This window comes from Sulfuricurvum sp. (assembly GCF_036279695.1).
Classification (GTDB): domain Bacteria; phylum Campylobacterota; class Campylobacteria; order Campylobacterales; family Sulfurimonadaceae; genus Sulfuricurvum.
The window spans coordinates 1-23,851 of sequence record NZ_DASUIQ010000085.1; the positions used below are offsets into that span (position 1 = coordinate 1).

Sequence of the window (23,851 nt, forward strand, 5' to 3'; positions counted from 1 at the left end):
GTTACTTTAGAACGGCTCTGATAGGTCAGCATGATTTTGACTGCACCTTCTAGGGTTTTAACGCTACCGTTATGAAAATAGGGAGCAGTTCGAACAACATTACGTAAAAGCGGTGCTCTAAAATAACGCCCCGGTTTATCTTTTCCTAAAAACCCACCGGTATTTTTAAAGGCAAACGCTTTTTCTTTCAATATTTGTTTATCTACACTCATCCCTTCTCCTGTATGACAGGTATAACACCCTTTTGCCGTCATGATTCGATAGCTTTCTTGTCTTGTATAGCTCTGAAAATAACCTTCACTGAGCAGTTTTACCTCTTTCTCACCCAAAGTTTTGATGAGATACGAGTAGCGATCTACATCATCTTGGAACTTTTTTGGTCGGGTATCATCGGTTAATAAATCTAAATATGCCGTTCGAATACGCTTGATAGTATTGTGATCAACCATACTCCAGATAGGATGATGAAGCAATGGGAACTTACGCATCTCCTGACCACCTAAACCGACACCGTTATGACAACCGATGCATCCTTTGTCGATAAACAGATTTAATCCCTCTTTTTCATCGCTATTGAGCGAATTCAAATCACCTTCTAAAAAACGGTCATATCTACCTGTGGTGATAAGCGTATTCTCATACGCGCTGATTGCTTCAGCCGTTCGATCAAACGAGATATTGCTATCTCCGAATGCTTTTGTAAACAAGGCTTTATAGTGCTGATCGTTCTTGAGTCTTTGTTCAATCAATTTTGGGGTAGATGCCATTTCAAACGGTGCTTGAAGAGGTCCTTTAGCCTGATCTTGCAACGATTTGCTCCGCCCATCCCAAAAGAAATGTTTAGAAAAAGCGGTATTGAGGACTGTCGGTGTATTGAGATGACTCGGATTTTTTTGTCCTCGATCACCCACAGCCGTAGATCGGCCATCTGCTCCACCCTTGTTTACCGCATGACAACTCGCACAGCTTATATCCCGGTTTAGAGATAGCTTTTTCTCAAAAAACAGCTTCTCCCCTAGTTGAATCATCTCCTTTTTGTACTTTTGGCTCACTATGATAGACGTCATAGGTATAAGCCCGTGTTTTAGTGCCTTTGATCGTAATGTTTCATTTCCATACAAAGATGAGATGAGTACCAATGTACTAAAGATGACGATAGCCCTCATAGTTCACCTCGTGAGCATGGAGCACATACGTTATTTTTAACGAGGGTGTTACAGATAAGTGCACCTGATGCTATAAACACAAGATTTTTGATGATGTATTGACCAACAATCGTCAATCCTAGCGGTACAACTGTAAAGCAAAGTTCGGGAAATAAGAACAGAGGTGAAAACGTCAAAACCATATGGAGCATAAAAATGCGCACAAAGAATTTGGGGTACATTCCTATAATAAATCCTGTACCAATCAAAACCTCCCATATCGCCAACAACTTTATCGATATGTGAGGAGCTATAAGCCCAAACGTTAACTTTTCAATCGTCATGATTGCCAGCGATTCAGCCGGGCTCATCCCGGGAAACATTTTAAGCATTCCAAACCAAAGGAAATTTATCCCTATTGCGATCTGAATGATTCGCACCATTTTTTCTACTTTCATACTATCGCCTCCTTTTTAGAGACAATTGTAAAAAAAATGACTATGACACGTATGTGACTTTGATCACATAAAAAAGTTTCTACTCTATTTTTATTTCAATGTCGGGAAAATGCCCGACCATTTCACCATAATTTTTATAGGTTTTAAGTGCTACAACGACAACTTGCAAAGGCTCGGCATACAAATCGGGTAAGTCATATCCATTCTCCCCTAATTCAAATGCCAGTTTTTCATGTGGCGGGTTAAACTGTGCATCTATCCCCTCTTTGTTCCCGCGTGCATCGACTCGATACCAGCCGAACTCTTTGAGATACACAGCGTTCAATCCGTGTAGGCAATAAATGCCATCGACGTATTCCGAACAGCTCAACCGTTGATAGCATAATGCCGTTGGGATACCGTTGGCGCGAAGGAGTGCTGCGAGCAGATGACTTTTGGCATAGCACCACCCTTGGGCTTGTTCAAGTACTTCACTGGCGCGCAGTGTCGTGATCCCCTTTCCCGCATCACCCGTATGGCGTATTTCATCACGGACAAATTCAAAACAGTGTTTGGCTATCTCTGTATCGCTACTGCACCCCTGTGAGAGTTCACGCGCTTTTGCCGCAACGGATGGATGGGTATAATCGATGATGTCGGTAGATTCTAAATACTCATCCATTTCACAAAACCTTCTTTAACTTCCGCCCGCCGCTTATCTCAAACCCCTCACGTTCGTAAAACGATAAAGTCGCATCAAACTGAGGTAATGGAGGAGTTGTCACTTCGAGCCGTTTCCAGCCTCTCTGATCACCGAATTCTTTTAGTGCTTGAATCAACATTTTTCCGATACCTTGAGAACGGTAGGATGGTTTGACATACAACTCTGCCATCGTTCCAAATGCCCCCTCAGCATACAATGCATACCCTTCATAGCTACTCACAAAACCTATAATCTGATTCGATACTCCATCTATCGCGATAAAAACAAAATTCTTTTCAGATTCTATAAAATCTGCCAGTCGTTCTTGGGTCTCTTCCAGATCAAAATGAAATATGTTGATACCGATACGGTCCATAATTTCCTGAAGTAAATCACCAACTAAAATGGCAATCTCATCTGTTTGATCATGCTTTGCTCGCTCTATTGTGATCGTATTCATAAACCATTCCCTGCCTCAATTAAACCCATCTCTAAAACACGTTCACGATTTTTAAAAATCGCCATTGCTGTCGTCATCTTGTCAAATCCAAGTTTCGAGTAAAACGGTTCTTTCCCCATACTCGCAAAAAGAAGTATCTTATTATAACCCGTTGAAAACTCCAATAATTTACGGACAATTTGCTTACCGATTCCGCATCGTTGATACTCAGGATGAACAGCGACATCGCACAGATACGATACATCTACCCCATCGGCGATAGCACGTCCAACACCGATAAGTATGGTTCCATCATACACGAAACATTTATACATACTGTTGCTAAAAGCAATTTTCAAATCATCAGGATTTTTATTCCCCAATGGAGCGATTTTATAAAGGTTTGCAAGCTCTTCCCAGTTTATTTCATCGTCCGTAAAGATCCAAACAAATTCGCTCATACTTTTTTTACTCCTATACTTATATGTCAAAGACGTTTTCACACCAGTCAAAGTCCAGTTGTTTTGCCGTTGCTTCAGCCAGTTCTCGACCGTATAACCGTTCCAACAGATGCAAACTCATATCTATACCTGCAGAGATACCCGCTGAAGTGATATTTTTACCTTCATCTACCCATCGTACATCATGCACCACTTCAAGATTTATAAACATTGTTCGAAGATCTTCTATATCTTCCCAATGTGTCGTAACACGGCTCGTTTTCAGAACATCGGCTTTTGCTAGCAAAAATGCACCAGTACAAATCGAAGCCGTAATTTCGGTAGCTATATCCACCTTGTTTATCCATTCCAAAAGATACTCGTTTCTAAGCTCAGTATCTACTACCCCTCCTGGGACGATCAACACATCGATCGCAGGATGTTCATCAAAAGAAAAATCAGGTAATACCCGAAGACCGGCTCTCGCTTGTATCAGCTCTTTTGTCATCCCTACGGTAAAAACGTTAAAAGAAATATCGACCCCTCTTTTAACAGCGACTCGTGATCCTGTTGTAAAGACTTCATACGGTCCTGCAAAATCGAGAACTTCTACGTTTGGATAGATCAAAATAGCGATGTTCTTCATACAATCGGCCTTTATATAATCATTGAAATACTATTCAATTTTTACAAAAACATATGTGACTTTTTTCACATATCCAAATGCTAACTATATTCTCATTGGGATTAATGTTTTATGCTTTGCATAAGTGATAGCGTTTCATGGTCGACAGATGTATTACGCTCTTCTATGTGCTTTATAAGTGTATCGTACCGCTCTTTCGGTAAATTTTGCCCTGCTTTGACTTTGAGGCTCATCACATTCGGTACGATTTTATAGACCCCTGTTAACTCCATCATCTTGGTATAAATCGGGTTTGCCGCATCTATAGGATCGTATTTCCCCTCTGGCTGCATTTTCTCCATCAGAGCAGTCAATCCGAACGCTTTTTCCCGCTCATCTCTTACCCGTATCGCTTCACCGCTGATATGCACCGAGGTAAAAAACTGTGTCGCGGGATATGCCGCACTGGTATCGCTAAAATACGAGGGGATATAGGCATAAGGTTTTACAACCAAAAACGCTACCTTCGCGCGATCCCCTATCGCTTCGACCTTTCGCCCCTCAATGCTACCGTGAAAGTACACCGCCCCCTCACGATACGCGAAATTAACCGCTACGCCGTAGGGTTCACCACGACTCATAAGCGACAATACCCCATACTCGCATTCGCTTAATACAGATTCGATGGCTTGCGGGTCGGTGACTTCAAATTCTGCACGTCTCATATCGCTTTCCTCAAAAATTTTATGATACTATATCGCCAATCTGCACTCTAAACAAGTGACAAAATGTTTAATAACTATGAGGTCAGTTTTATGTATCTCCTCGACGCAACTTGCGAAATACCTCTCCATATCCAGCTTTACGAAGCACTCAAACACGACATCACAACTACTCTTGCTATCGGGAGCAAACTCCCCTCGATTCGCAAAATCTCCCAAGAGTACCGCATCAGTAAAAACACCGTCGAATCTGCCTATAGCCAGCTCTATGCCGAAGGCTACATCGAGAGCCGTCCCAAAAGCGGTTATTACGTCGCGGATGCCGATTTTAATCCGCTCGGAAAACCTGCGACGCCAGAAGCTACCGACACACCAGCCCTCACCTACCGCTACAACTTTTACCCCGTCCGCCTCTCCAAAGAGGTCTTCCCCCTCAAACTCTGGAAACGGCTCTATAATCGAGCCATAGACAACACCCTCGATTTCGGTGCCTACTCCGATCCGCAGGGGGAGTTTGGATTGAGAGCTGAAATAGCACGGTATTTGACCGAACTTCGTGGCGTGCGGTGTGACGCTTCGCACATTATCGTGACGGGGGCATTTATCGACGCGATGAGTATGATCGCCGATATTCTCCGTCCGACCCACCCCCATTTTGCTATCGAGCATCCCGGCTACCATATCGCCCGCAAGGTTTTCGCCCACCGTCTCTACGATATTACCCCCATAGGAGTCGATGAGAACGGACTCCTCATCGATGAGCTATCCGCGTCCGATGCACGCATAGTCTACATCACCCCCTCGCACCAGTACCCCACGGGCGTGGCAATGCCCATCACCAACCGTCTAAAACTCCTCGCCTGGGCAAAAGAGAACGACGGCTACATCATCGAAGACGACTACGACAGCGAACTCACCTACCGCTCCCGCCCTATCCCCTCACTCCAAGGACTCGACAGTAGTGAGCGGGTCATCTACATCGGCACATTTGCAAAAGCCCTCTCTCCCGCTTTGCGTGTCGGATATATCGTACTGCCTACTCATCTGATGGATCGATACCGCTCCTTTCACGGTACGTTTTCCCGTGTCAGCCTCATGACACAAAAGACGTTGGAGCTATTCATGCGTGAGGGGCATTGGGAACGTCATCTGCGACGGGTACGAAACCTGAACCGCAAAAAGCACGATATGATGAAACAAGCCCTCATCAAATATTTGGGTGATTCGATACTCATCCTCAGCGAAGGGGGAGGTCTCTCGATCAATATCCGCCCTACTTCCGACATCGATTACGATCTCTTGCGAAAATATGCCGAAGAAGCGGGGATCAAGCTCTATTTTGCAAAGGAGTATTGCGGTGGAGAATGGGACGCGATACGGATGGGATTCGGCGGTTTTGAGATGGAGGAGATTGAGCCTGCGGTTAGAGCATTTGCGGAGGTGTGGGGAAAAGCTATAAAATAGTATTTGAAATCAATATATTTTCATGCAACAATATTGATACCACTTGTTGATCCTTGTAAGCGTTTCAACGCATCAAATGCTTTTGTATCGTATACCATTCCTGATGTATTACCGATAGATTGATTAAACGAAATTGACTGTTTTAGCATATCGAATACATTTATAATTTCATTTGAGCTATTTGGAGCAAAATCTCCATTGACACTTATCTTTGGTCCCATTAGCGGTACTAAAGAACTCGACTCATCTAAATCCATCTCTCCATTTTTAATAAGATTATTTACAGTCTGTAGTAAATCTCCTCTTGAAATTTGTGTAAAATCAAAGTTTTTTATTCCGCTCGATTCATCTGTTAGACTTGGGTTTTGAATATTATCTTTTTTATATGTACTTTGAACACCTGTATAAGATGCCAATGTTGTTAAATTATTCACATACATCAACCTATCTCCTACTATAATATTAAAGTCTAACAAGCAAACAATATTCCATAATATAGTAAAATGTTATGCGTCAATATAATGCGCCGCCGCTTTCATCACTTTCCCACTCTCATCGAAAAAGAAAACCTCTACCGCCTTTTTATCCAACACCGACGTATACGTGAGGGCGATAGAATCCGCTCCGACAAATACACTATCCAGTACGAAATGCAGATCGCTGAATTTCTCCAATGCCGTCGCCCAATACTGAGCGACCGCCTCTTTACCTCTCAACGTCCCGCCCGATTCTGGACTGAACGTGATAATAAATGGCGAACTCATCTCGAAATCATCACTGTAATGAAATAAAATTGCATCCAAATCGTGGCTATTCCACGCCTCAACCCACTCATGTGCGAAACATTCGGCAAATTCTGTATCAATCATTTATTTTCCCCTCACCGCTCTAACTCTCAAACGGATATAATCTTACTATCTTCTTTAAACATAATCAATTTAACGCATCTTAACTACGTTTCATCATCCCCTCATAAATCCCAAGCACCTCGTCGCTGCTAATTTCACCGCCTCGTTTTTGCGAAATCCGTTTTACCTCATCTGCAAGCTTCGTCTGCATATCATTAGGAACTTCGATACCGTAGATCTCTTTTAACACATACGCCACTCCCCCTTTTCCCGATTGGGAGTTGATACGGATAGAGTCTTTATACTCTCTGCCGATGTCGCGCGGATCGATCGCCAAATACGGCACTTCCCATTTGGGGTTGTTGTGCTCTCTGTGGTGTTCCATCCCTTTTTTGATCGCGTCTTGGTGGGTACCTGAAAACGCCGTGTAGATCATCGATCCTACATACGGATGACGTTCGGCGACACTCATACCCGTGATGCTCGTGATATGACTTAATATCTCATCCACTTTATCTACTCTCAAACACGGATTGATTCCTTGCGAAAAATAGTTGAACGCCAACGTGATCAAATCGACATTCCCTGCCCTCTCGCCGTTGCCGAGGATCGTCCCCTCCACTCTCTGAGCACCTGCCAATATCGCCAACTCTGCACTCGCAACCGCACATCCACGATCATTGTGGGGATGGACGCTGATGATGACGCTCTCACGGTTTTGGATGTGTTTAGACATCCACTCGATACGGTCTGCATAGACATTGGGCGAACATGCTTCCAACGTATTGGGTAAGTTCAAGATCATCGGATGTTCCGATGTCGGTTCCCACGCGCTAATCACCGCATTGGAAATATCACGGGCGAAATCCAATTCGGTCTGCGAAAAGCTCTCCGGTGAATACTCAAACACCACCTCTCCGCCAAAGTTCTGTGCTTGGCGTTTGATACACTCTACTCCCTGCAATGCCAACTCAATGATCTGCTCACGACTGCGACGAAAGACGACACTGCGCTGATTGGCGGCGGTCGGATTGTACAAATGGATATTGATCCGCTTCGCTCCGCGTAATGCCTCAAAACTACGAACAATATGTCGCTCTATCGAGGGGACAAGCACTCCGATAGTAACATCTTTAGGAATCAACCCCTCTTCGATCAAACGGCGGCAAAAATCAAACTCTGTCTGCGATGCGCTGGGATAGGCGACCTCGATCTCTTTGAATCCGAATTCAATCAATGCTTTAAAATAGGCAACCTTTTGCTCTATTCCCATCGGGTTGGCTAACGCTTGATTCCCGTCGCGTAAATCAGTACTGACCCATCGCGGGGCAACTGTGGCAGATTTATCCGCCCACTCTCTTTTATCCAATTTTACCGTTGGATACGGTGTATATTTTGTATGCGTATGCATAGAGATATCCTCATATAGTTAACAATGAAAAAATGCTGACATACGGACGCACTGCGCCCGATATAGCAAAACTAAAAAATAAAAAAAGAAATTGAAAAAGTGGAAATTACAGCAGGTTCAGCAGGAGGAGAGAGAAGCTCGCGATACGGCTAGGCGTAATGGGTTGTGAAATAGGCATAGTATGACTTTTCATGGTCTCTCCTTTGTGTGTATTGTTGAAATTGTAACGGATAAAATGATTTTAAGCAACATGACTTATCCGAATCTAGTATAAAATTGATGTTATCAAGTGTGACAGAGGTGTGACAAGATTTACAGTTTTTATGTAAATGAGAGAGTTTTAAGCGTGAAGAAACTCCCTGTTTTGTGTATTATTAGAAAATTAGAGCATATACGGTATTTTCATAGAAAACGCGTATTTGCATTAGTAAACCTTATTCGAAGTTATTTAAATATAGGTATTTTACAGAAATTATTTCATCGCCATCATCAAAAATCCCGTAAACCCTGCATTATCAGCACCGATCAAAGGAGAGACGTGTGATTTCATCTCTTGTAGTATCTGAGTATAGCGTGCATAAAATTCATACGTCGGTTTAGGCTTATATTCTAAACCGTTTATCTCGAAGAACTTGATAATATCTTTGGTAGTGGTCGGTTTGATAAAAAACTCTTTATCCCGTGCGTAATAATAGGGGATGAGCGTTACAATAGACCACTTTGCGAGCTTGTAGATACTGAGTACATCGACGAGAATTCTAAACCCTTTCTCATGATCTGCGTGCAAAAGTTCATACAGCCCAATGGCAAACATATCCTGTTGTTCCATACTCATCTGTTTTATCATATCACGGACTTTTGGTTTTTCAAAAAGCGATATAAGAGAGGATTTGGAGACGATTTTAGCAAAGCTCTCACCTATCTCTTCGGTACGTGAAAATTTCTCAGGAGCGTAGAGTTCTCGTACGCTTTTACCAATGCCTTCGGTATTGTGCCGTTTGATAATCGGTAGCAGTGCTTCGTCTTCGAATCCTTTGGGGTAAAAGGTGAAAAAACTTGCCTCGGCTTCTGCCAGTTTTTTTAGATTCATTGATGCTCTCCGCTTTAATTTTTGAGATACTCAAGTGCAATTTTCTTCGCCTCGGCACCGTTGGCTCCATTGCCTCTGATCTGAAATGCAAAAACTTGCGTATCATCATAGCGTTCGATAAATCCGACAAACCAGCCGATTCCACCACAGCTTCCAGTTTTACCTGATAACGTAACTCCATCGCGTTTATCGAGTCTTATGATCTCTTTTGCAACACTCTGCGAACGTAGTGAAAAAGGGAGCTGATTATGTACCAGTTTGGCGAGGAAACCCGTTTGCTCAATAGGGGATATTTTTAGACTGCCGCCACCGAGCCAAAAGTCGGTTAATGATTTAGAGGTATCCATATTCCCATACTCAGCTGCGCGTACAATCTCACCCATCTTCTTCTCACCGATACGGCGCGCCAACTCCTGATAAAACCAAACTGTCGAAACTCCGATAGCCGAACGCATCGAGTGATTACGATTCCAAAATGGATACTCCCGCACCACTCCATCCCAAGAGATCGTTTCATTCTCATCCCGCACCGCACCGCATTCTAGTGCGATCATGGAGTTAAGAATTTTAAATGTCGAGCATGGGTTGACACGTTCATCGGCGTGTTTTCCATAAATCGTTTTTGTCGAAGTATTCAGATCGACGATGACAGCCGTACCGTCAAATTTTCCGAAATCAGGTTCTGACGCGAAAGCTGAGATCGAAATCCATAAAATAAAAAATGTCCGTATTACTCTGCGCATAACACTACCATCTTAGCATCTGTAATTTTTGCCAGATCATTCGGCGAGAGTTCTATCTCCAGCCCTCTTCGCCCTGCACTCACAAAGATTGTCTGGAAATTTTCCGCTGAAGAATCGATAAACGTCCTGAGTCTCTTTTTTTGCCCCAACGGACTCACTCCACCGAGGATATAACCGCTGGAGCGTTCCACATCCATACCCTTTGCCATTTCCGCTTTTTTACCCCCTGATGCTTTGGCGATATGTTTCATGGAGAGCATAGAGGAGACGGGGATGACCGCGACAACGAGTTCACGTGAATCGATCTGTGCGATCAGTGTTTTAAACACCCTATCGGCTGTAATCCCTAATTTTTCGGATGCTTCCTCTCCATAGGAGGCGGATGCAGGATCATGCGTATAGGAATGAAGTGTGTAAGGTATGTTTGCTTTTTTAGCGATATTAACGGCGGGGGTCATACTCCAAACAACTCCAACCCAAAATACTCTTTTAACGCATTCTCATAATCGACTTTTAACAACTCCAGTTTTCCCTCTTCGATGAGTTTGAGTTCATTATCCACGAGAATCTTACGCCCCTTAGGTGTTTGCATGATTGCGAGTTTCTTTTGCGTAAAAATCGTGTCGGGGTGGGTAGCGTTAAAATAGTTCGCCAGACTAAACTCGATCCACTCCTGCGGTTGTAGGGCAAAGCCGTATTGTCGTTGCCACTCACCCTGCACGAGAGAACTCACAACGTATTCACCATCGATCAGTTCCATACGGAAACGATCTCCGTCTTGAACCGTCTCACCCTCCTCTATCATCATCGGAGCGCGCAGTGCATAACCGCCAAATCCCGTATCACATAGATAACTGCTCCCCTCGACATGAACGATCACCACCATGTGGGTTTTAGGTCGGCGCATAGGATAAAACATCGGTCGTGCACCTGCAAAATACCACTCAAATCCAATAGCAGTGAGTGCCATCGCAAACACGCCGTTGATCTCGTAGCAGTATCCGCCGCGTCCACGCAACAACACTTTGTTCACAATATCTTCGGGAACCAACGAGGGGATTCGTCCTGCCTGCACCTCAGTATTTTCAAACGGGATACTTCGTAGTTGCTTTTGTACTAATTGGGTCAATGTCGCAACATCGGGATGCACTTCCCCATCGAAGCCGATACGGGAGAGATAGTCGGTGAGATTAAAATTTTCGGCTGTCATTTTCATCTTTTTGGGGAGTTCCTATGTCTAATGATTGGGTAATTTTGCTCTTATTTCGCTTTGTCTGCCGTTAAAGCGTTTGCGGAAATCATTTTAAGAAAAACGGTGTAAAATGTTCAAAAATATGTCAATATGTAAGATATTGATTGATTGATTAAAGATAATGGTATATTTTAGTATGAATAAATAGTAGGAGTGCAATATCGTGAACATTTCACCGCGTCTGCTTATCCTCGCATTTGCCTTATTAGCCTTACAAGTGTTTGCCGAGCCAGTTGGTTCGGGAGTAGGTTCTTTTGTACTCCGATTCGGTTATGACGGCGGAAAATTGGAGAAATGTCCTAGAAGTGGAGCTATACAGTGCGTGTTGGGGGCAGTGCAAAGCAAAGAGGCTTTACTCTTACTTGGATCGCAAAGTTCTGCTACATGCTTCGCAAGCACTAATCACGGCTTTGAGTTAGATTGGGGCTCTGATAGCCTTCCAGTAACCACCATTGATACAAAGGACTGCCCAGAGTTTCGCTTTGAACTTGCTGTTAAGTCAAAGGCCAAGATCCCCTATCGCTTGCTGAAACAAGAGTCATTGCAGTCGCCCCCATCTGAGATTCAGCGTGAAATTGAAAGTACAATCCGGAGTACCATACCAACGATCGAATCTAGCGGGTTTGAACATCCGCTGGGGCTAGCGCCAGTGAAACCCAAAATATTTCGTTTCCCTAGTATGGAGCGTGATAGCTACATTGCCGTGTTTGAAAATTCTGAAACCCCTGGCGATCAAGTCCATTTCCTGTATACCCACAGAACAGTAAAGCTTATTCATCCAGCGGCATCAATTTCGTCTATCTTTTCTCTTGGCAATAAATATTTCATTCATTACAAATTCACATGCAGAATTGGGTGCGGCGATGGCGGGGATTTTATCGTCCAATTTCCCCAATCCGGCTTTCTAGTAGAGATGTCTGATGCATCTATGTCTATATGACAAATCCCTCGTTCCCACTCTCCTGAGTGGGAATGCATACATGCATTAAACCAAACGCTCCAACTCAGGAGAGTAGGAGCGAGAAAAAAAATATATTACAATTCTATTTATCTTTGAAATGGCGGAAACAAATTGAAAATTACTCTTAGAATCGCATACGAATCAGAATTTGAAACGTTTAAGAGTGATTTGCAAAATGCCTTTAAAGTAGCAGTAGAAGAGGAATGCGGGCATAAACTAGATGAGCCTATTCCTTCTGATGAAGATATTGAACACTCCATTCTTGCTCACGGTGCCATAGTCTATTGGATATTGGCAAACACAGAAACTATTGGGGGTGCGATTGTCATGATCGATGAAGCCACGCAACACAATTCCCTCTCTTTTTTCTTCATTTCAACAAGTCAACAGAGTCGTGGCATTGGATTGCTTGCATGGAAAGCTATTGAAGAGTTGCATCCAAAGACAAAGGTTTGGGAAACAGCTACGCCATACTTCGAGAAAAGGAACATACACTTTTACGTCAATAGATGCGGCTTCAAGATCGTTGAGTTCTACAATAAGTTCAATCCTGATCCACACCACCAGCACTCTACTATTTTTCCAGATGGTGAGGGTAACGGCGAGATGTTTAGATTTGAGAAAATTATGAAATAGAGGGAAAATATTAGGGGTGTTTTCGTATTCGAACTTTAAACTCCACGTTCATTTTGTCGTTTTGGAAGGGTGATGGCAAAGCATGCCCCTTCTTTGGTATTAGTGACGCTTAATACCCCACCGATATGTTTTTCGATGATCATTTTTGCCATATAAAGCCCTATTCCGGTTCCATTTTTCGATTTGGTACTGAAATACGGGTCAAAAACATGATCTATTATGCTATTGGCTATTCCACCGCCATTGTCTTCGACACTGATTGTTACATGCTCACTATTGTGCATAATATTTATCCATATATGCCGATCGATTTGATTTCGCTCAACTAAAATATCAATCGCATTATTGACGATATTGATGAGCACCTGAACGACCTCGTTTGCATAGGTCTCGATAAAGACATTCTCCCCTATTTCACAATGCATCTGAACTTTTTCGTATTGTATGCGTGTTTGAATAATCTGCTCCATCCGTTCGATAAGGAGTGCAGTCGAAATATTTTCAGTTGATTTATCCGGCTTGAAATAGGTTTGAAAATCATTGATCAGATTGGATAGATAGATGATAATATCTGAAATTTTATCGAGTATTTTGTCGGTCTCATCCGATTCTTTACTGGATACCAAGGATTTGATTTTTTCATCGGCGATCATCAGGGTTATCGTTGCTAGAGGTTGACGCCACTGATGGGCAACCATACTCATCATCTCACCCATAGCCGCCAAACGTGACTGAGAGATCATCAGTTTTTCTTGTTCGGTAATTTGAGCTACTTTTTGTGCGACTCTTTGTTCCAAAGAGGCATTGAGTTCTTGGAGTTCTAGGGTTTTGTTTTCCAAGTTTGTATTGAGTACATATAACTCTTTGTACGAGGCATCAAGCTGTTTTGCCATTTCTACAAAAGAGGTAGCCAATAGACCGATTTCATCGTTAGATTTGATAGCCGATAATTTTTCGCTGACATCTAGGTTGCCGCTAGCAATCTCTTTGGCAGTATCGGTCAGCACTAGAATAGGCGATATGAGTTTTCGTGCAAAGAAGTAGCTAAAAATCAGTAAAATGGAGGCTAACACTACGGAAGTGAAAATAGCTTTTCTGACACTCGATTGTATTTTGAGTTTTTTATTCTCCTCCGCTTTTTTAACCTCTTCTTTTAGCTGCTTTAGGGAATAAACGATATGCATTTCTCCCCATTTATCGTTCAAAACGATGGGGAGAGAGATGATGAAATTATTTTTATTGTTGATTTCTCGGATCGTTAAACTATCAATCTTATTCTTGGGAAAGAAATTTTTGAAATAGGGTTGTCCGGCAAACAGTTCTTTGGTCTTATCGATATTAAAGAGGACAATGGCATCGATCTCATCTTTCGTAACCAAGTTTTTAAAATCTGCATCGATATGAGAGAAATTGAAGGTGGCAATATCATTTTCCACCTCATATTTTAAAGAGATGGCATTGTTTTTGGCATTGGATTCCAAATTACTTCGAATCAACGACACTCTCTGATTTAACTCATTGTTTAAAATCTCTTTTTGCTCGTTGATCTGGAGGTACGTAAAAGCTGACACGACCAGTGACGTTATCAAAACAATAGCGATGATAAACTTATGGGTTAGATTCATTCCACAATATCTGTTGCCGTTGATGCTATATCCGGAGTGAACTCAACTCCAATCTTATTCGCCACATTTTTATTGAAGATAATTTTAGTTCCCGCAGGATACTGGATCTTTTCTATCGTATCATCACTAGAGTGACGCTCCATCATAGATGCTATTTGTCGTCCGATGGTAGGATTATCGACGGATAGGATCAAGGTAGCACCGTATTGTACAAAGAGCTCATGATAAGCGATAACCGGCTTTTTGTACAATTCTGATTTATGAAATACCTCTTCCACTGTTTTCTCATTATTTAAAAAGAGCGGATCGGATATAACCATCATCGCATCACACGATTTAATCACAGGGTCAAATTCCCCTTTCTTCAGTGACTCTTCACCAATTTTCTCTGAGTGTATTGTGATACCGAGTGCTCCAGCTTCACGAGTCAGGTCATCTATTATGTTTTGCGTGTATTTGCTGTGGATGATCCCTATTGATTTGATATTATTAAATATAGATTTAATCAGAATCAATTGCATCCCGCTGTGCAACTCATTGGACACACCGTAACGATTAGCGTTGAGAGGGAGTTTTTTCCAATCAACGATCGAGCTAAAATAGATCTCTTTTTCCGGTATATATTCATTGGCATATTGGTAGGCTTTGGCACCGACGGTATAAACAACATCAGGATACTCATCATAAAGATATTTTTTGATTTCAGGAGTGGTTTTGTTCGAAATATCCAGTGTTTTAAATGGGTATTTAACACTTTTACCAAACTCTTCTACCGCTTCGTTGTATTTTTTGACATCAGAGTTCGAGTTAATGACTAAAATGGTTTGTGCGTGCAGATACAGTGAAAGCACAGAGATTAATAATAGTGATCTCATTTTAAATCTCCTGTATTTTCTACATTGAAAACAACCAATTTATCGATACCGATCGAATTCAAAATACTTTTTCCGCTGTCGGAAAGTTCCATATTTTTGAAAACGGATATGAGTTTGCTATCTTCTTTATCGATTTCATTGCAGACTAGAAGCATTCGATACTCCGGTTCGGACTCATAGTAAATTTTTAAATCTTTGGCTAAAACAGGATTGATCGTTTGCAAAAGAGAAAAACTGTCTTTGGAGACCAGTGCGAATTTACTCATACCGAAGCCGACGCTCATCAAAGCATCGATCTCTTTGGGAACTTTGAGTACCGACAACTCTTTGGAGTTGTTTTTGGTAATAGTGCTTAATAGTTCTCCGGTGTATTCTTTATCATAGGCGGATGTGACGATCCCTTTCAGTACACTGTTTTTTTGACCGACCAGTATTTTACGATCGGTGATACTCCCTCTTTTTTTCGCTACCAACATCGCTTCTAAATTGTATTTTTTTGCGATTTCATGATAGTGCCAACTTGAGAGAATGGCGATGGAGTTTCTCTTTTTTAAATATTTTTCAAACGTCTCTTTATCGCTAAAGGGTTGAAGTTCATAATTTCCATATATGCTTAAATAGGAGTCAAAATTCATCTTGAGAGATTTGAAATTATTGACATTAATCTCCGGCGTGTAGAGGTATACTTTGACGTTATCCGCACAAAGTGTCATGACAACCAAAAAGATTAAGGAAAAAAACCTCATTTGCACTCTATCCAAGGTTGCGTATATGTAGACGGTCCACCTAGCATCTGATTGATTTGACACCAGTTTGCTATTAGATTACGGCACTCTTTTACATGTTTAGGCGCGTCAATCCCGATGACATGAAGTTTAATCACCTTTTTCATAGGACAATTATAGAGTGCATTTAGCCCTGTAACGTCTAATATCTTTAGAGTAGAATCTTCCATTCCAATCACTTCAGGTAGATAAGATATAGAATCAGGTCCCATAATATAGGGTTTTTCTACCCCATTTTTATCCACGATATTCGCAAAAATATTTTCATTTTCAGTTGCTACTTTTAGTGTTTTACCCTCAAAAGTATTAACCCCTTTTATGATTAGTGTACCGACATCGGTACCGTTGACAACAGTACTCTCTATACTCTCTAATGTGCCGTAAAAAATCTCTTTGGTCAATCTTTTTTCTTTACTCTCATGGTTCATATAGGATATGATTTTTTCAGCTCTACTTGAAGCTGAATTTTCTTGGTTGATAATTTTGCCTATATTCAAAGCATCGAGCATAGTATTTTGTACCGTGAATTTAGGTTTAAACTCTTTTTTGCTCATAGGATAAAGAGAAAACCCTCCGCTGTTTTTAAACGCACTTGAAGTAAACATTTGAGCAAAGCACTCTTGTACATGATCTAAACTCTCAAGTTTATAAGAAGAAAAAAGAGGATTAACGCTTCCGCTGGCAATAAAGTTGGGATAAAACGGACATTCGTATCCAGCTAATAGTGTCAGCGGTAAGGTAGGAGTAGCTCTGCCTGATGGATCGGCATTAACAACTTTGAAATCTATTCCTTTCTCCTTGGCTAATTTAGCGGCGATAATGGGTAAAACGGAATTCACGGTTCCGACTTCCATAGGAAAGATATACTTAAAAGTCGTAAAGTCTTTTTTATTTTTTTGACACCACTTCTGCATGATTTCGATGACGTTAAGCAGTGATCTGTTAAGCTCTGAAGCATTGAAAGATGCACTCGGCAGTCCCATACCCGAAGAGGGAACGATCCACTCACACTCATGAATATCATCGAAATCAACAACCTCAACGGTGTCTCCCTCTTTAAAGTCAGCATCAATACAACTTTGCCCTAAATCAAGCGGTCCACCACCGCCTGAAGCCAAAAAACATGCTCCGTAGAGTATTTGTTCCAGTTCTGCTTTACCGATTATCATCTATTAGCTCCTCTTTAAAATTTATAGGACAACTCAGCCATATACGATCTTCCCTCTCGGGGATAGTCATACGGGCTGTTTGAATCATAACTTTTTTCGTCGAATATATTATAGAGCGAAAATTTCATTTGCACATCTTTGAGAAATAAATCCTTTGCCAACACTGTTGCGTTACTCGTGATACTGCGCTCTACCGGAGTTCTGGTATCGGCAGCGCTTCTCGTTTGTTTTCCCATATATTTGGCATCGGTATAAAGGTTGAACGTACTGTTGATACGGTAGTTAAGTGCTGCGTAGGCTTCATGTTTCGATATGTTTTCAATATCTTGTGAGGTCTCTTCATTTTTTGGATTTTGGTAGGTATAGTTAGCCGTTAGGTATGATCCTCTGCTCAGGCTGTATTTGAGCTCGGCTTCTATCCCTTGTGTCGTCGTTTTGCCTCGATTGACGTAGGTGCTGCTGGCAGTAGTGATAATGTCGTTGATAGTGCTTTGAAAAAGCGTTAATGAGGTCTCCAGATTGTCCATAGAGGTATTTTGTACGTTTAGCTCAACCGTTTTGACTTTTTCAGGTTTTAGGTTTGGATTGCCGACCAATGCAGGATTATTTTTGTTGTAGAGTTCCGCAAAGGTCGGTGCTCTAAACGCTTCGCCGTACATCAGTTTGAGCGTATTATGATCGTTCACTTCCCATGCCGCACCGAGTCTTGGGTTGATAACCCCTCCGAAGTCACTATAGTAGTCGTATCGCACACCTGCGGTGAGCCTTAGATCTTTTCTAATGTCATAAAGAAGTTCACTGTATACAGCTTCAAATTTTCTCTTTGCTTCCGATACGAAATTTGTGTTGGGCGCTGATAAGTCTTGGAGACTTCCCAACGGCAGTCCCGTCGCGGAGCTATAATTTGCCATATACTTAGGATTTTTAAGTTCTTGAACTTCATAGGAGAGACCGGATACGACGGTATAGTTTTCTTTTTGAAGGGTTAAGAGTGTCTCAATACCAGATTTCAGATTTGTGTAGCCTGTAATAGCTAACATACCATCGGTAAAAGCTGGTGACGGATAACCTGAGGGAAATAATTTCCAACGATTGTCGGCTACAAAACTATCACGATAGATCCTTGAATCCAACGTGTAGTTATCATTGATTTTATATTTATCGCCCAACTCTACAAAGTAGGCTTCTCTTTTGGACTGATCTTCATTGTTGAGCGCATGTGCTCCACCGTATCGGGGACCGTCTTCTGTGTTGTTGTAGTTTGCTTTTAGATACAAGCCGTTTTTATGCTTTAGGGATAGATTGGTATTGATTCTCTCGGATGTTGGATTGCTATTTCCGCTATTGCCTACTGTATCACTCGCGATATAGGCACTGTACCCATCCGTATTTCGGTAGTTGATATTTGCCGTAATATCAAAGTTTTCATAGGATTTTCCCACAAGAAGATTGGCAGTTGATGTGTTGTAACTCCCTGCTTTAGCACTAACTTGAACCCCGTTAATATCCTGAGCTTCTTTGGTAATGATGTTGATAAGGGCAGTAAAGGCATTTTCACCATAGAGCGCGGATGCAGGCCCTCGGATAATCTCTACCCGTTTGATCTGTTCTACCGGAAAGTTTGCAAACGTTCCGGTTGCTCCGCCATTAAGTAAATCGGAGTTTAACGAATGTCCGTCGAGAAGGATTAAAACTTTTTCGGAAAACCACGTTTCAATACCGCGTACGGCTATTTTGTCTACATAAATATTGCTCTGTGAGACCCCAAGCCCCGGAACCACTCTGAGTACGTCCAAGAGAGTGTTGGCTCCCATTTTATTGATGGTATCTTCATCAATGATGGTAACCGATGCGGAGGTTTTTTTGACGTTTTCTTTGACACGTGAAGCGGATATGACAAACGTCTCTTCTTTGAGCCAAGATGCTTCGTCCTCTAGCGTCGCATTAAAGGGATTTGCAAAGATAATAGCCGGAATAGACAAACAAACTATTTTAGTGAACACGATAATCCTTTTTTCATATTAACACGGACTAAAAACGACGCGGTTGCGTCCGGAAGTTTTAGCTTCATAGAGGGCGCTGTCGGAGCGTTTTATCATAGAAACATCGGTATCATTGGAGCAGAAACAGCTTATTCCTATACTAATCGTTTGGGGTTGATCTGTGCTAAACGTTTGATGCTCTATAGCACTTCGGAGCCGCTCTGCGAGTAGCACGGCTTGGTTTTGATCGGTCTCACGGCAAATAATGAGGAACTCTTCCCCTCCCCATCGACCGATGATGTCAGTTTCTCGTAGCGTTGAATTCAGTATGGATGCGATCTCAACGAGTATCTTGTCGCCGATTAAATGCCCAAAAGTATCGTTAACATTTTTAAAGAGATCGACATCGCATAATAGGATCGAAAATGGAGCGTTATAGCGTCTCGCGGCTTGTATCTGATCGTTGAAGACCTCTTCTAATTTGACACGGTTATAGAGCTGAGTCAATTTATCCGTAATGGAGAGTTTTTCTAGCTCGATATTTTTTTCTTCCAGTTCCAGTGTGCGTGTTTGTACCATCTGTTCTAATTGTGTATTATAAAGTGCGAGCCTATTGTAGGAATTTTGCAAGTTTTCACTCATCTTGTCAAAGGTTCTCTCCAGTATCCCTAGCTCGTCTTTTCTATTCTCGATCTCAACCGATTTCGGCATAAAATTGCCGTTTGACAGCTCTTCCGCCCGTTTCGTTAAATCGATAATCGGGTTACTGATATGTATGGCCATACTGTATGCGATGGGGAGAAACAAGACCAAAAAGATTACCATAGAGATGAGAGATTGATACAACGACTGATGAACGTTGTCTTCCATTTGGCGAGAATAATTTAAGACTTTTTTCTCTAGCTCCGTTTGTGAGAAATAGAGGGTTAACACGCCCCACGGTTCGCTTCCCATATAAAGAGATTTTTTGATAACGAGAACGGGGTGATTTTTGTATAGTTGTTCACTGGCAATAATATCGCTGCTATTGAGATCATTGAGGGAGAAATCACTCTTCGGCAAAGTAGACTTTTGTGACTGGATTATGATATTACCGGTTCGGTCAACAACTCCTATGTAGATAATCGCTTCACTCTTGCCGGCATCGTTAATCACCAATTCGGAGAATTTAGAAAAGTTATAGGCGGCTAATTCGTTTTCAAGTTGTATAGCAAGCGATTCGGTATGATTTTTGGCACGAAGAATCATATTGTCTTTTAATAAAGACTTTTGTTCATCAAACGTTTCTTGGAGGATGTTTTTATATGAAATAATGTGCTGTCCGGTAAGGATAAAAGAAATACCTAACAGTAAAAGAGAAAAAAGCAAAAGGAGCTTCCATCGGATTTGCTCTTTAAATCGTTTCATTATCTATACCCGTTAGAAACATTTTTTTAAACCTTTTTTCATGTAGCTAATTATTATAGCTCGTTTTGCAATAATTTAGGGTAATTATTTCGCCACTTCGACCATAAGCGGCGGATGAGCCTCTGTTTTGAGAAAAATAAGCCGATGCGAAGGAGAATCGTAGATACGGAAAATTTCGCAATGTTGGGCTATAGGGTCGCTGTGGGTTGCATAAAGTGCTTTGGGATTGATCGGAACGCTGATGGGTGCGGTAGATTCCATCCGCACCAGAGTATTATCCGCTTTGAGTATGACCCACGTAACAAACGGTGCATCACTGCCATACAATGAACGGTTGGAACCTATAATGGATGCCGTGTCGAAATTGTTATTGCTACTTGATGAAACGGCAACGGATTGTGCGCGATCAAAATCGCTTTGCATTAGGGAAACTATTTTATTTTTTTGTTCAATAATTCCCTCTTTGGTTTTAAAAAAGGTTTGTTGATTACGAATCTGATCGATCGCTCCGAATAAAAAGATACTAATCAGACCGAAGAGGAGAATCGAAATCAATACCTCAACAAGAGTGAATGCTTTTCGGTTCATGGGCGCTCCGAGGTTAAGCGGTAAAACGATTTTTTCTCATGGGGATTTTGGAGAATGACTTTTTGCATTGCAAAAGAGTTTAAGGGATTTTGCGAGCCAGTGACATTGACGGTTGAACTGATGAGCGGATGTATCGCCTCTTTCGGGAGCAATCGGATTTCATAGGAGGCAGATTGAAGCGTTTCTCGTATCACGGGATGATCGATATTGTAGCGCTCGGAGAGTATCTCATAAACACTCATGGTTCTTCCGTTTAGCGATTCCGTAACACTGCCGATCGCCAGAGACGTTGTGAGGGATGAATCGAAGTGTTTTATCGCATGTGCGGAGGTTGAGGACGCATACGAGATAACACGCATCAGTGCCATGGTAGCGACAGTCGCAATGGTAATGGCGACCAACGTTTCGATCAGCGAAAATCCTTTAGTAAGTGCCATAGGTATCATCTCCTTTGAGAGGATAACGCCCCTCATCAAACAAAAAAGCGCGCAATTGCTCTTCATTTTCGCTAACGAAGGGTTTATCCTCACCCAGCGGTGTGTAGACGTAAAATCGCTCATTGTTTTTGAGAATCAAAGGGGTAACGGTTCGGTCAGGATTGAGGATAAATTCAAAAGAACTTTGTACGGATTTTCCCCCATTTTGAACGATAACGTTTCCCAATGGGTGAAGTTCACCGAAACGGTCATAGCCGTAGCGTTGTATGGTTCCATTGGATTGTAAATGGGCGGATTTGATCATTTTGCCGTCGTTTGAAAATATTCGGCACTCTTGCGCTGGGGCATCACAAATGAGACGGAGCCTACCTGATGTATTCAGGGCTAAAAGGGTTGTCTTCAAGGTCGAAAGGTTCAAGACCTGTGCGGTTGTTTTTTCTGTTTTCAGGGTAAATACACCAATGGAATAGACTACCCCGATAATCGTCATGACGATTAGCAGTTCAAATAGGCTCATTCCTTTGCGTGTGTTTTTCATTTAGCGGCACTCGGAAAGCTTTTGATCCCGCTCTTCATTTTTACCGCCCTCTTTTGCATCGCTTCCCAGTGAAACGAGTTCTACTTCTCCCTCATTATTGAGGTAAATATAGGGTTTGTTCCACGGGTCATTCGGCAGATTTTTTCCCTCTACATAACCGTTTGGAGAATAAGAACTATAGACTTCAGGATTTGGGTTGCTCAGAAGCGCTTTAAGCCCCTCTTCCGAGGTCGGATAGGATCCGTTATCCACTTTAAACATTTTTAGGCTCTCATTTAAGCTTTTCATTTGGATACAAACCAGTTTTTGTTTGGCTTCTCCGCTTTTACCTGTGATATTAGGGATTACAAATGCCGCCAGCAGACCTAAAATGATGATAACGACCATAATTTCTATGAGGGTAAACCCTTTTTTTAACTGATTTGATGACATATTATTGCTCCTGATATTGGCTCTAAGTTTAGGATTGTATTTGAAATATAAGAAAATGTGACTTAAGTTTCTAAAAATTTGTCTATTTTTTTAATTCATTAAAAATTCATCTAATAGCGCTATACTCAAGCAGAAAAATGATGATAAACGAGTATACGAAATGAAAAGAGACGGTATGGTTTTGATGATGACCCTGCTTCTGATAGCAGTACTAATGGGGCTGAGCGCTTTAGTACTGACACAGAGCGAAAAGTTATCACGTTTGGGGAATGATACCTTTTCTAAAAGTTCATCAATGAAGATTGTGAATGATCTCCAAAAGCAACTCCCCTCGCTCCTCTATGGGATTAATACCGCGGAAGAACTCGATTTAACGATGCGGTTACCGCTGCAATTAGAGAGCAAAAATAGAGATTTTATTATGAAAATGCAGTTTTCATCTCCATACGGACGTTTAAATATCAACACGCTTGTAGATTCGGATGGAAAAATAAATGAGTCAAAGACGGCTTTATTTAACCGAATATTTTCAATATATTCAGTTACTGATAGTGATATTTTGATTAAGCTTGTTTCTGATACAATCGATACTGATACGAGTGAACGAGGGGAAGGTACCGAGATTAGTATTAGTAACCCTGATGTTAACAATGGAAAAATCGCAAATTTTGAGCAGTTTAACCATATTTTGGAGCGTTATGTTGAGCTGACGCGAGACACAAGTGTTTTGTCGATTCCATGGGATCGTTATATCGGATTTGAAGGGGATAAAATGGATTTTAATGCACTTAACCCCGAAACACTCACTTTGATACTCCCTACGGTGTCTGCCGAAAAGATCCGTTCTTTAACCCTTTTTCGCACCAAAGCGTACGTAAGCAAAGAAGAAGCGATCGCCGCTGAACCTGCACTAGCCAGCGTATTTGATAACCATTTTTTTATTTACACATCGGGGATAGCATATAATCTTTTATGCGATCTTCATGTCACGGAAAATGCCCATGAAGAACATATACGATTTCAGTATAACCTTCTTGAAAAGAAAGTGAAACATGTTGAGTTTCTTTAAGGAGAAGATCATTCGCTCCCTTTGTGAA

28 protein-coding genes are annotated in these 23,851 nt (G+C 41.7%); 4 read left to right on the forward strand and 24 right to left on the reverse strand.

What is annotated here, in order from left to right; translation table 11 throughout:
* The 7 genes from VFW36_RS08340 to VFW36_RS08370 form a co-directional block, all read right to left on the reverse strand.
* Nucleotides 1-1,166, reverse strand: a 1,166-nt coding sequence (locus VFW36_RS08340; RefSeq protein ID WP_329658348.1) for a cytochrome-c peroxidase, incomplete at its 3' end; no start/stop codon positions are given.
* Complete coding sequence (locus tag VFW36_RS08345; RefSeq protein ID WP_329658349.1) at nucleotides 1,163-1,603, reverse strand: doxx family protein; 441 nt, start codon at nucleotides 1,601-1,603, stop codon at nucleotides 1,163-1,165. The genes VFW36_RS08340 and VFW36_RS08345, both read right to left, overlap by 4 nt.
* Before the next feature lie 79 nt (nucleotides 1,604-1,682).
* Complete coding sequence (locus VFW36_RS08350) at nucleotides 1,683-2,264, reverse strand: transglutaminase family protein (protein WP_329658350.1); 582 nt, start codon at nucleotides 2,262-2,264, stop codon at nucleotides 1,683-1,685.
* 1 nt (nucleotide 2,265) lies between these two features.
* Nucleotides 2,266-2,745 carry a GNAT family N-acetyltransferase gene (locus tag VFW36_RS08355; RefSeq protein WP_329658351.1) on the reverse strand — a complete coding sequence of 160 codons (480 nt, stop codon included), beginning with the start codon at nucleotides 2,743-2,745 and terminating at the stop codon, nucleotides 2,266-2,268.
* Nucleotides 2,742-3,185, reverse strand: a complete 444-nt coding sequence (locus VFW36_RS08360) for a GNAT family N-acetyltransferase (protein ID WP_329658352.1) — start codon at nucleotides 3,183-3,185, stop codon at nucleotides 2,742-2,744. The genes VFW36_RS08355 and VFW36_RS08360 overlap by 4 nt, the downstream gene beginning before the upstream one ends.
* A gap of 19 nt (nucleotides 3,186-3,204) precedes the next feature.
* Nucleotides 3,205-3,810 carry a DJ-1/PfpI family protein gene (locus VFW36_RS08365; RefSeq protein WP_329658353.1) on the reverse strand — a complete coding sequence of 202 codons (606 nt, stop codon included), beginning with the start codon at nucleotides 3,808-3,810 and terminating at the stop codon, nucleotides 3,205-3,207.
* Nucleotides 3,811-3,911: 101 nt separating this feature from the next.
* The gene (locus tag VFW36_RS08370) at nucleotides 3,912-4,514 is read right to left on the reverse strand and encodes a pyridoxamine 5'-phosphate oxidase family protein (protein WP_329658354.1); all 603 of its coding nucleotides are present in this window, start codon (nucleotides 4,512-4,514) and stop codon (nucleotides 3,912-3,914) included.
* A 90-nt stretch (nucleotides 4,515-4,604) separates the two neighbouring features.
* On the opposite strand from VFW36_RS08370, the gene VFW36_RS08375 reads away from it, so the two are divergent.
* Nucleotides 4,605-5,975: a PLP-dependent aminotransferase family protein gene (locus tag VFW36_RS08375; RefSeq protein WP_329658355.1), complete on the forward strand. Its 1,371-nt coding sequence runs from the start codon at nucleotides 4,605-4,607 to the stop codon at nucleotides 5,973-5,975.
* A 20-nt stretch (nucleotides 5,976-5,995) separates the two neighbouring features.
* On the opposite strand, the gene VFW36_RS08380 is transcribed toward VFW36_RS08375, so the two are convergent.
* From VFW36_RS08380 to VFW36_RS08410, 7 genes are all read right to left on the reverse strand, one after another.
* A complete protein-coding gene (locus VFW36_RS08380) occupies nucleotides 5,996-6,409 on the reverse strand; it encodes a hypothetical protein (protein WP_329658356.1) in 414 nt (137 codons plus the stop codon).
* 72 nt (nucleotides 6,410-6,481) lie between these two features.
* Nucleotides 6,482-6,844: a nuclear transport factor 2 family protein gene (locus VFW36_RS08385; protein WP_329658357.1), complete on the reverse strand. Its 363-nt coding sequence runs from the start codon at nucleotides 6,842-6,844 to the stop codon at nucleotides 6,482-6,484.
* A 79-nt stretch (nucleotides 6,845-6,923) separates the two neighbouring features.
* Nucleotides 6,924-8,234, reverse strand: a complete 1,311-nt coding sequence (locus VFW36_RS08390; RefSeq protein ID WP_329658358.1) for a 2-isopropylmalate synthase — start codon at nucleotides 8,232-8,234, stop codon at nucleotides 6,924-6,926.
* 472 nt (nucleotides 8,235-8,706) lie between these two features.
* Nucleotides 8,707-9,324 (reverse strand): hypothetical protein, encoded by a 618-nt coding sequence (locus tag VFW36_RS08395; protein ID WP_329658359.1) that lies wholly within the window; start codon nucleotides 9,322-9,324, stop codon nucleotides 8,707-8,709.
* 14 nt (nucleotides 9,325-9,338) lie between these two features.
* Complete coding sequence (locus VFW36_RS08400) at nucleotides 9,339-10,067, reverse strand: penicillin-binding transpeptidase domain-containing protein (protein ID WP_329658360.1); 729 nt, start codon at nucleotides 10,065-10,067, stop codon at nucleotides 9,339-9,341.
* Nucleotides 10,055-10,525 (reverse strand): Cys-tRNA(Pro) deacylase, encoded by a 471-nt coding sequence (gene ybaK / locus VFW36_RS08405; RefSeq protein ID WP_329658361.1) that lies wholly within the window; start codon nucleotides 10,523-10,525, stop codon nucleotides 10,055-10,057. The genes VFW36_RS08400 and ybaK overlap by 13 nt, the downstream gene beginning before the upstream one ends.
* Nucleotides 10,522-11,277, reverse strand: a complete 756-nt coding sequence (locus VFW36_RS08410) for an arylamine N-acetyltransferase family protein (RefSeq protein WP_329658362.1) — start codon at nucleotides 11,275-11,277, stop codon at nucleotides 10,522-10,524. The genes ybaK and VFW36_RS08410 overlap by 4 nt, the downstream gene beginning before the upstream one ends.
* A gap of 205 nt (nucleotides 11,278-11,482) precedes the next feature.
* Here VFW36_RS08410 and VFW36_RS08415 point away from each other — a divergent pair, with 205 nt between their 5' ends.
* Nucleotides 11,483-12,259, forward strand: coding sequence for a hypothetical protein (locus tag VFW36_RS08415; protein ID WP_329658363.1), 777 nt, complete (start codon nucleotides 11,483-11,485; stop codon nucleotides 12,257-12,259).
* Between the two features lie 132 nt (nucleotides 12,260-12,391).
* Nucleotides 12,392-12,916 carry a GNAT family N-acetyltransferase gene (locus tag VFW36_RS08420; RefSeq protein WP_329658364.1) on the forward strand — a complete coding sequence of 175 codons (525 nt, stop codon included), beginning with the start codon at nucleotides 12,392-12,394 and terminating at the stop codon, nucleotides 12,914-12,916.
* 35 nt (nucleotides 12,917-12,951) lie between these two features.
* On the opposite strand, the gene VFW36_RS08425 is transcribed toward VFW36_RS08420, so the two are convergent.
* The 10 genes from VFW36_RS08425 to gspG all read right to left on the reverse strand — a co-directional run bounded on the left by VFW36_RS08425 (nucleotide 12,952) and on the right by gspG (nucleotide 22,754).
* Nucleotides 12,952-14,541 (reverse strand): ATP-binding protein, encoded by a 1,590-nt coding sequence (locus VFW36_RS08425; RefSeq protein WP_329658365.1) that lies wholly within the window; start codon nucleotides 14,539-14,541, stop codon nucleotides 12,952-12,954.
* Nucleotides 14,538-15,416, reverse strand: a complete 879-nt coding sequence (locus VFW36_RS08430) for an ABC transporter substrate-binding protein (protein WP_329658366.1) — start codon at nucleotides 15,414-15,416, stop codon at nucleotides 14,538-14,540. The genes VFW36_RS08425 and VFW36_RS08430 overlap by 4 nt, the downstream gene beginning before the upstream one ends.
* Nucleotides 15,413-16,162 carry a hypothetical protein gene (locus VFW36_RS08435; protein ID WP_329658367.1) on the reverse strand — a complete coding sequence of 250 codons (750 nt, stop codon included), beginning with the start codon at nucleotides 16,160-16,162 and terminating at the stop codon, nucleotides 15,413-15,415. Before VFW36_RS08435 ends, VFW36_RS08430 begins: the two co-directional genes overlap by 4 nt.
* Nucleotides 16,159-17,370: a DUF917 family protein gene (locus tag VFW36_RS08440; RefSeq protein ID WP_329658368.1), complete on the reverse strand. Its 1,212-nt coding sequence runs from the start codon at nucleotides 17,368-17,370 to the stop codon at nucleotides 16,159-16,161. Before VFW36_RS08440 ends, VFW36_RS08435 begins: the two co-directional genes overlap by 4 nt.
* Nucleotides 17,371-17,384: 14 nt before the next feature.
* Nucleotides 17,385-19,373: a TonB-dependent receptor gene (locus VFW36_RS08445; RefSeq protein ID WP_329658369.1), complete on the reverse strand. Its 1,989-nt coding sequence runs from the start codon at nucleotides 19,371-19,373 to the stop codon at nucleotides 17,385-17,387.
* An 18-nt stretch (nucleotides 19,374-19,391) separates the two neighbouring features.
* Nucleotides 19,392-20,759 (reverse strand): diguanylate cyclase, encoded by a 1,368-nt coding sequence (locus tag VFW36_RS08450; RefSeq protein WP_329658370.1) that lies wholly within the window; start codon nucleotides 20,757-20,759, stop codon nucleotides 19,392-19,394.
* 84 nt (nucleotides 20,760-20,843) lie between these two features.
* Nucleotides 20,844-21,347 (reverse strand): PulJ/GspJ family protein, encoded by a 504-nt coding sequence (locus VFW36_RS08455; protein ID WP_329658371.1) that lies wholly within the window; start codon nucleotides 21,345-21,347, stop codon nucleotides 20,844-20,846.
* Nucleotides 21,344-21,784 carry a prepilin-type N-terminal cleavage/methylation domain-containing protein gene (locus VFW36_RS08460; protein WP_329658372.1) on the reverse strand — a complete coding sequence of 147 codons (441 nt, stop codon included), beginning with the start codon at nucleotides 21,782-21,784 and terminating at the stop codon, nucleotides 21,344-21,346. The genes VFW36_RS08455 and VFW36_RS08460 overlap by 4 nt, the downstream gene beginning before the upstream one ends.
* Nucleotides 21,771-22,322 (reverse strand): type II secretion system protein, encoded by a 552-nt coding sequence (locus VFW36_RS08465; RefSeq protein WP_329658373.1) that lies wholly within the window; start codon nucleotides 22,320-22,322, stop codon nucleotides 21,771-21,773. The genes VFW36_RS08460 and VFW36_RS08465 overlap by 14 nt, the downstream gene beginning before the upstream one ends.
* On the reverse strand, nucleotides 22,323-22,754 hold the full coding sequence (gene gspG, locus VFW36_RS08470) for a type II secretion system major pseudopilin GspG (RefSeq protein WP_329658374.1): 432 nt from the start codon (nucleotides 22,752-22,754) through the stop codon (nucleotides 22,323-22,325).
* 160 nt (nucleotides 22,755-22,914) lie between these two features.
* On the opposite strand from gspG, the gene VFW36_RS08475 reads away from it, so the two are divergent.
* Nucleotides 22,915-23,823, forward strand: coding sequence for a hypothetical protein (locus VFW36_RS08475; protein ID WP_329658375.1), 909 nt, complete (start codon nucleotides 22,915-22,917; stop codon nucleotides 23,821-23,823).
* Nucleotides 23,824-23,851: the final 28 nt, after the last annotated feature.

Coding starts and splice junctions, on each gene's coding strand:
- VFW36_RS08345 (WP_329658349.1), bottom strand. CDS start 1,603: ATGAAAGTAGAAAAAATGGTGCGAATCATTCAGATCGCAATAGGGATA.
- VFW36_RS08350 (WP_329658350.1), bottom strand. CDS start 2,264: ATGGATGAGTATTTAGAATCTACCGACATCATCGATTATACCCATCCA.
- VFW36_RS08355 (WP_329658351.1), bottom strand. CDS start 2,745: ATGAATACGATCACAATAGAGCGAGCAAAGCATGATCAAACAGATGAG.
- VFW36_RS08360 (WP_329658352.1), bottom strand. CDS start 3,185: ATGAGCGAATTTGTTTGGATCTTTACGGACGATGAAATAAACTGGGAA.
- VFW36_RS08365 (WP_329658353.1), bottom strand. CDS start 3,810: ATGAAGAACATCGCTATTTTGATCTATCCAAACGTAGAAGTTCTCGAT.
- VFW36_RS08370 (WP_329658354.1), bottom strand. CDS start 4,514: ATGAGACGTGCAGAATTTGAAGTCACCGACCCGCAAGCCATCGAATCT.
- VFW36_RS08375 (WP_329658355.1), top strand. CDS start 4,605: ATGTATCTCCTCGACGCAACTTGCGAAATACCTCTCCATATCCAGCTT.
- VFW36_RS08385 (WP_329658357.1), bottom strand. CDS start 6,844: ATGATTGATACAGAATTTGCCGAATGTTTCGCACATGAGTGGGTTGAG.
- VFW36_RS08390 (WP_329658358.1), bottom strand. CDS start 8,234: ATGCATACGCATACAAAATATACACCGTATCCAACGGTAAAATTGGAT.
- VFW36_RS08395 (WP_329658359.1), bottom strand. CDS start 9,324: ATGAATCTAAAAAAACTGGCAGAAGCCGAGGCAAGTTTTTTCACCTTT.
- VFW36_RS08400 (WP_329658360.1), bottom strand. CDS start 10,067: ATGCGCAGAGTAATACGGACATTTTTTATTTTATGGATTTCGATCTCA.
- ybaK (WP_329658361.1), bottom strand. CDS start 10,525: ATGACCCCCGCCGTTAATATCGCTAAAAAAGCAAACATACCTTACACA.
- VFW36_RS08410 (WP_329658362.1), bottom strand. CDS start 11,277: ATGACAGCCGAAAATTTTAATCTCACCGACTATCTCTCCCGTATCGGC.
- VFW36_RS08425 (WP_329658365.1), bottom strand. CDS start 14,541: ATGAATCTAACCCATAAGTTTATCATCGCTATTGTTTTGATAACGTCA.
- VFW36_RS08430 (WP_329658366.1), bottom strand. CDS start 15,416: ATGAGATCACTATTATTAATCTCTGTGCTTTCACTGTATCTGCACGCA.
- VFW36_RS08435 (WP_329658367.1), bottom strand. CDS start 16,162: ATGAGGTTTTTTTCCTTAATCTTTTTGGTTGTCATGACACTTTGTGCG.
- VFW36_RS08440 (WP_329658368.1), bottom strand. CDS start 17,370: ATGATAATCGGTAAAGCAGAACTGGAACAAATACTCTACGGAGCATGT.
- VFW36_RS08450 (WP_329658370.1), bottom strand. CDS start 20,759: ATGAAACGATTTAAAGAGCAAATCCGATGGAAGCTCCTTTTGCTTTTT.
- VFW36_RS08455 (WP_329658371.1), bottom strand. CDS start 21,347: ATGAACCGAAAAGCATTCACTCTTGTTGAGGTATTGATTTCGATTCTC.
- VFW36_RS08460 (WP_329658372.1), bottom strand. CDS start 21,784: ATGGCACTTACTAAAGGATTTTCGCTGATCGAAACGTTGGTCGCCATT.
- VFW36_RS08465 (WP_329658373.1), bottom strand. CDS start 22,322: ATGAAAAACACACGCAAAGGAATGAGCCTATTTGAACTGCTAATCGTC.
- gspG (WP_329658374.1), bottom strand. CDS start 22,754: ATGTCATCAAATCAGTTAAAAAAAGGGTTTACCCTCATAGAAATTATG.
- VFW36_RS08475 (WP_329658375.1), top strand. CDS start 22,915: ATGAAAAGAGACGGTATGGTTTTGATGATGACCCTGCTTCTGATAGCA.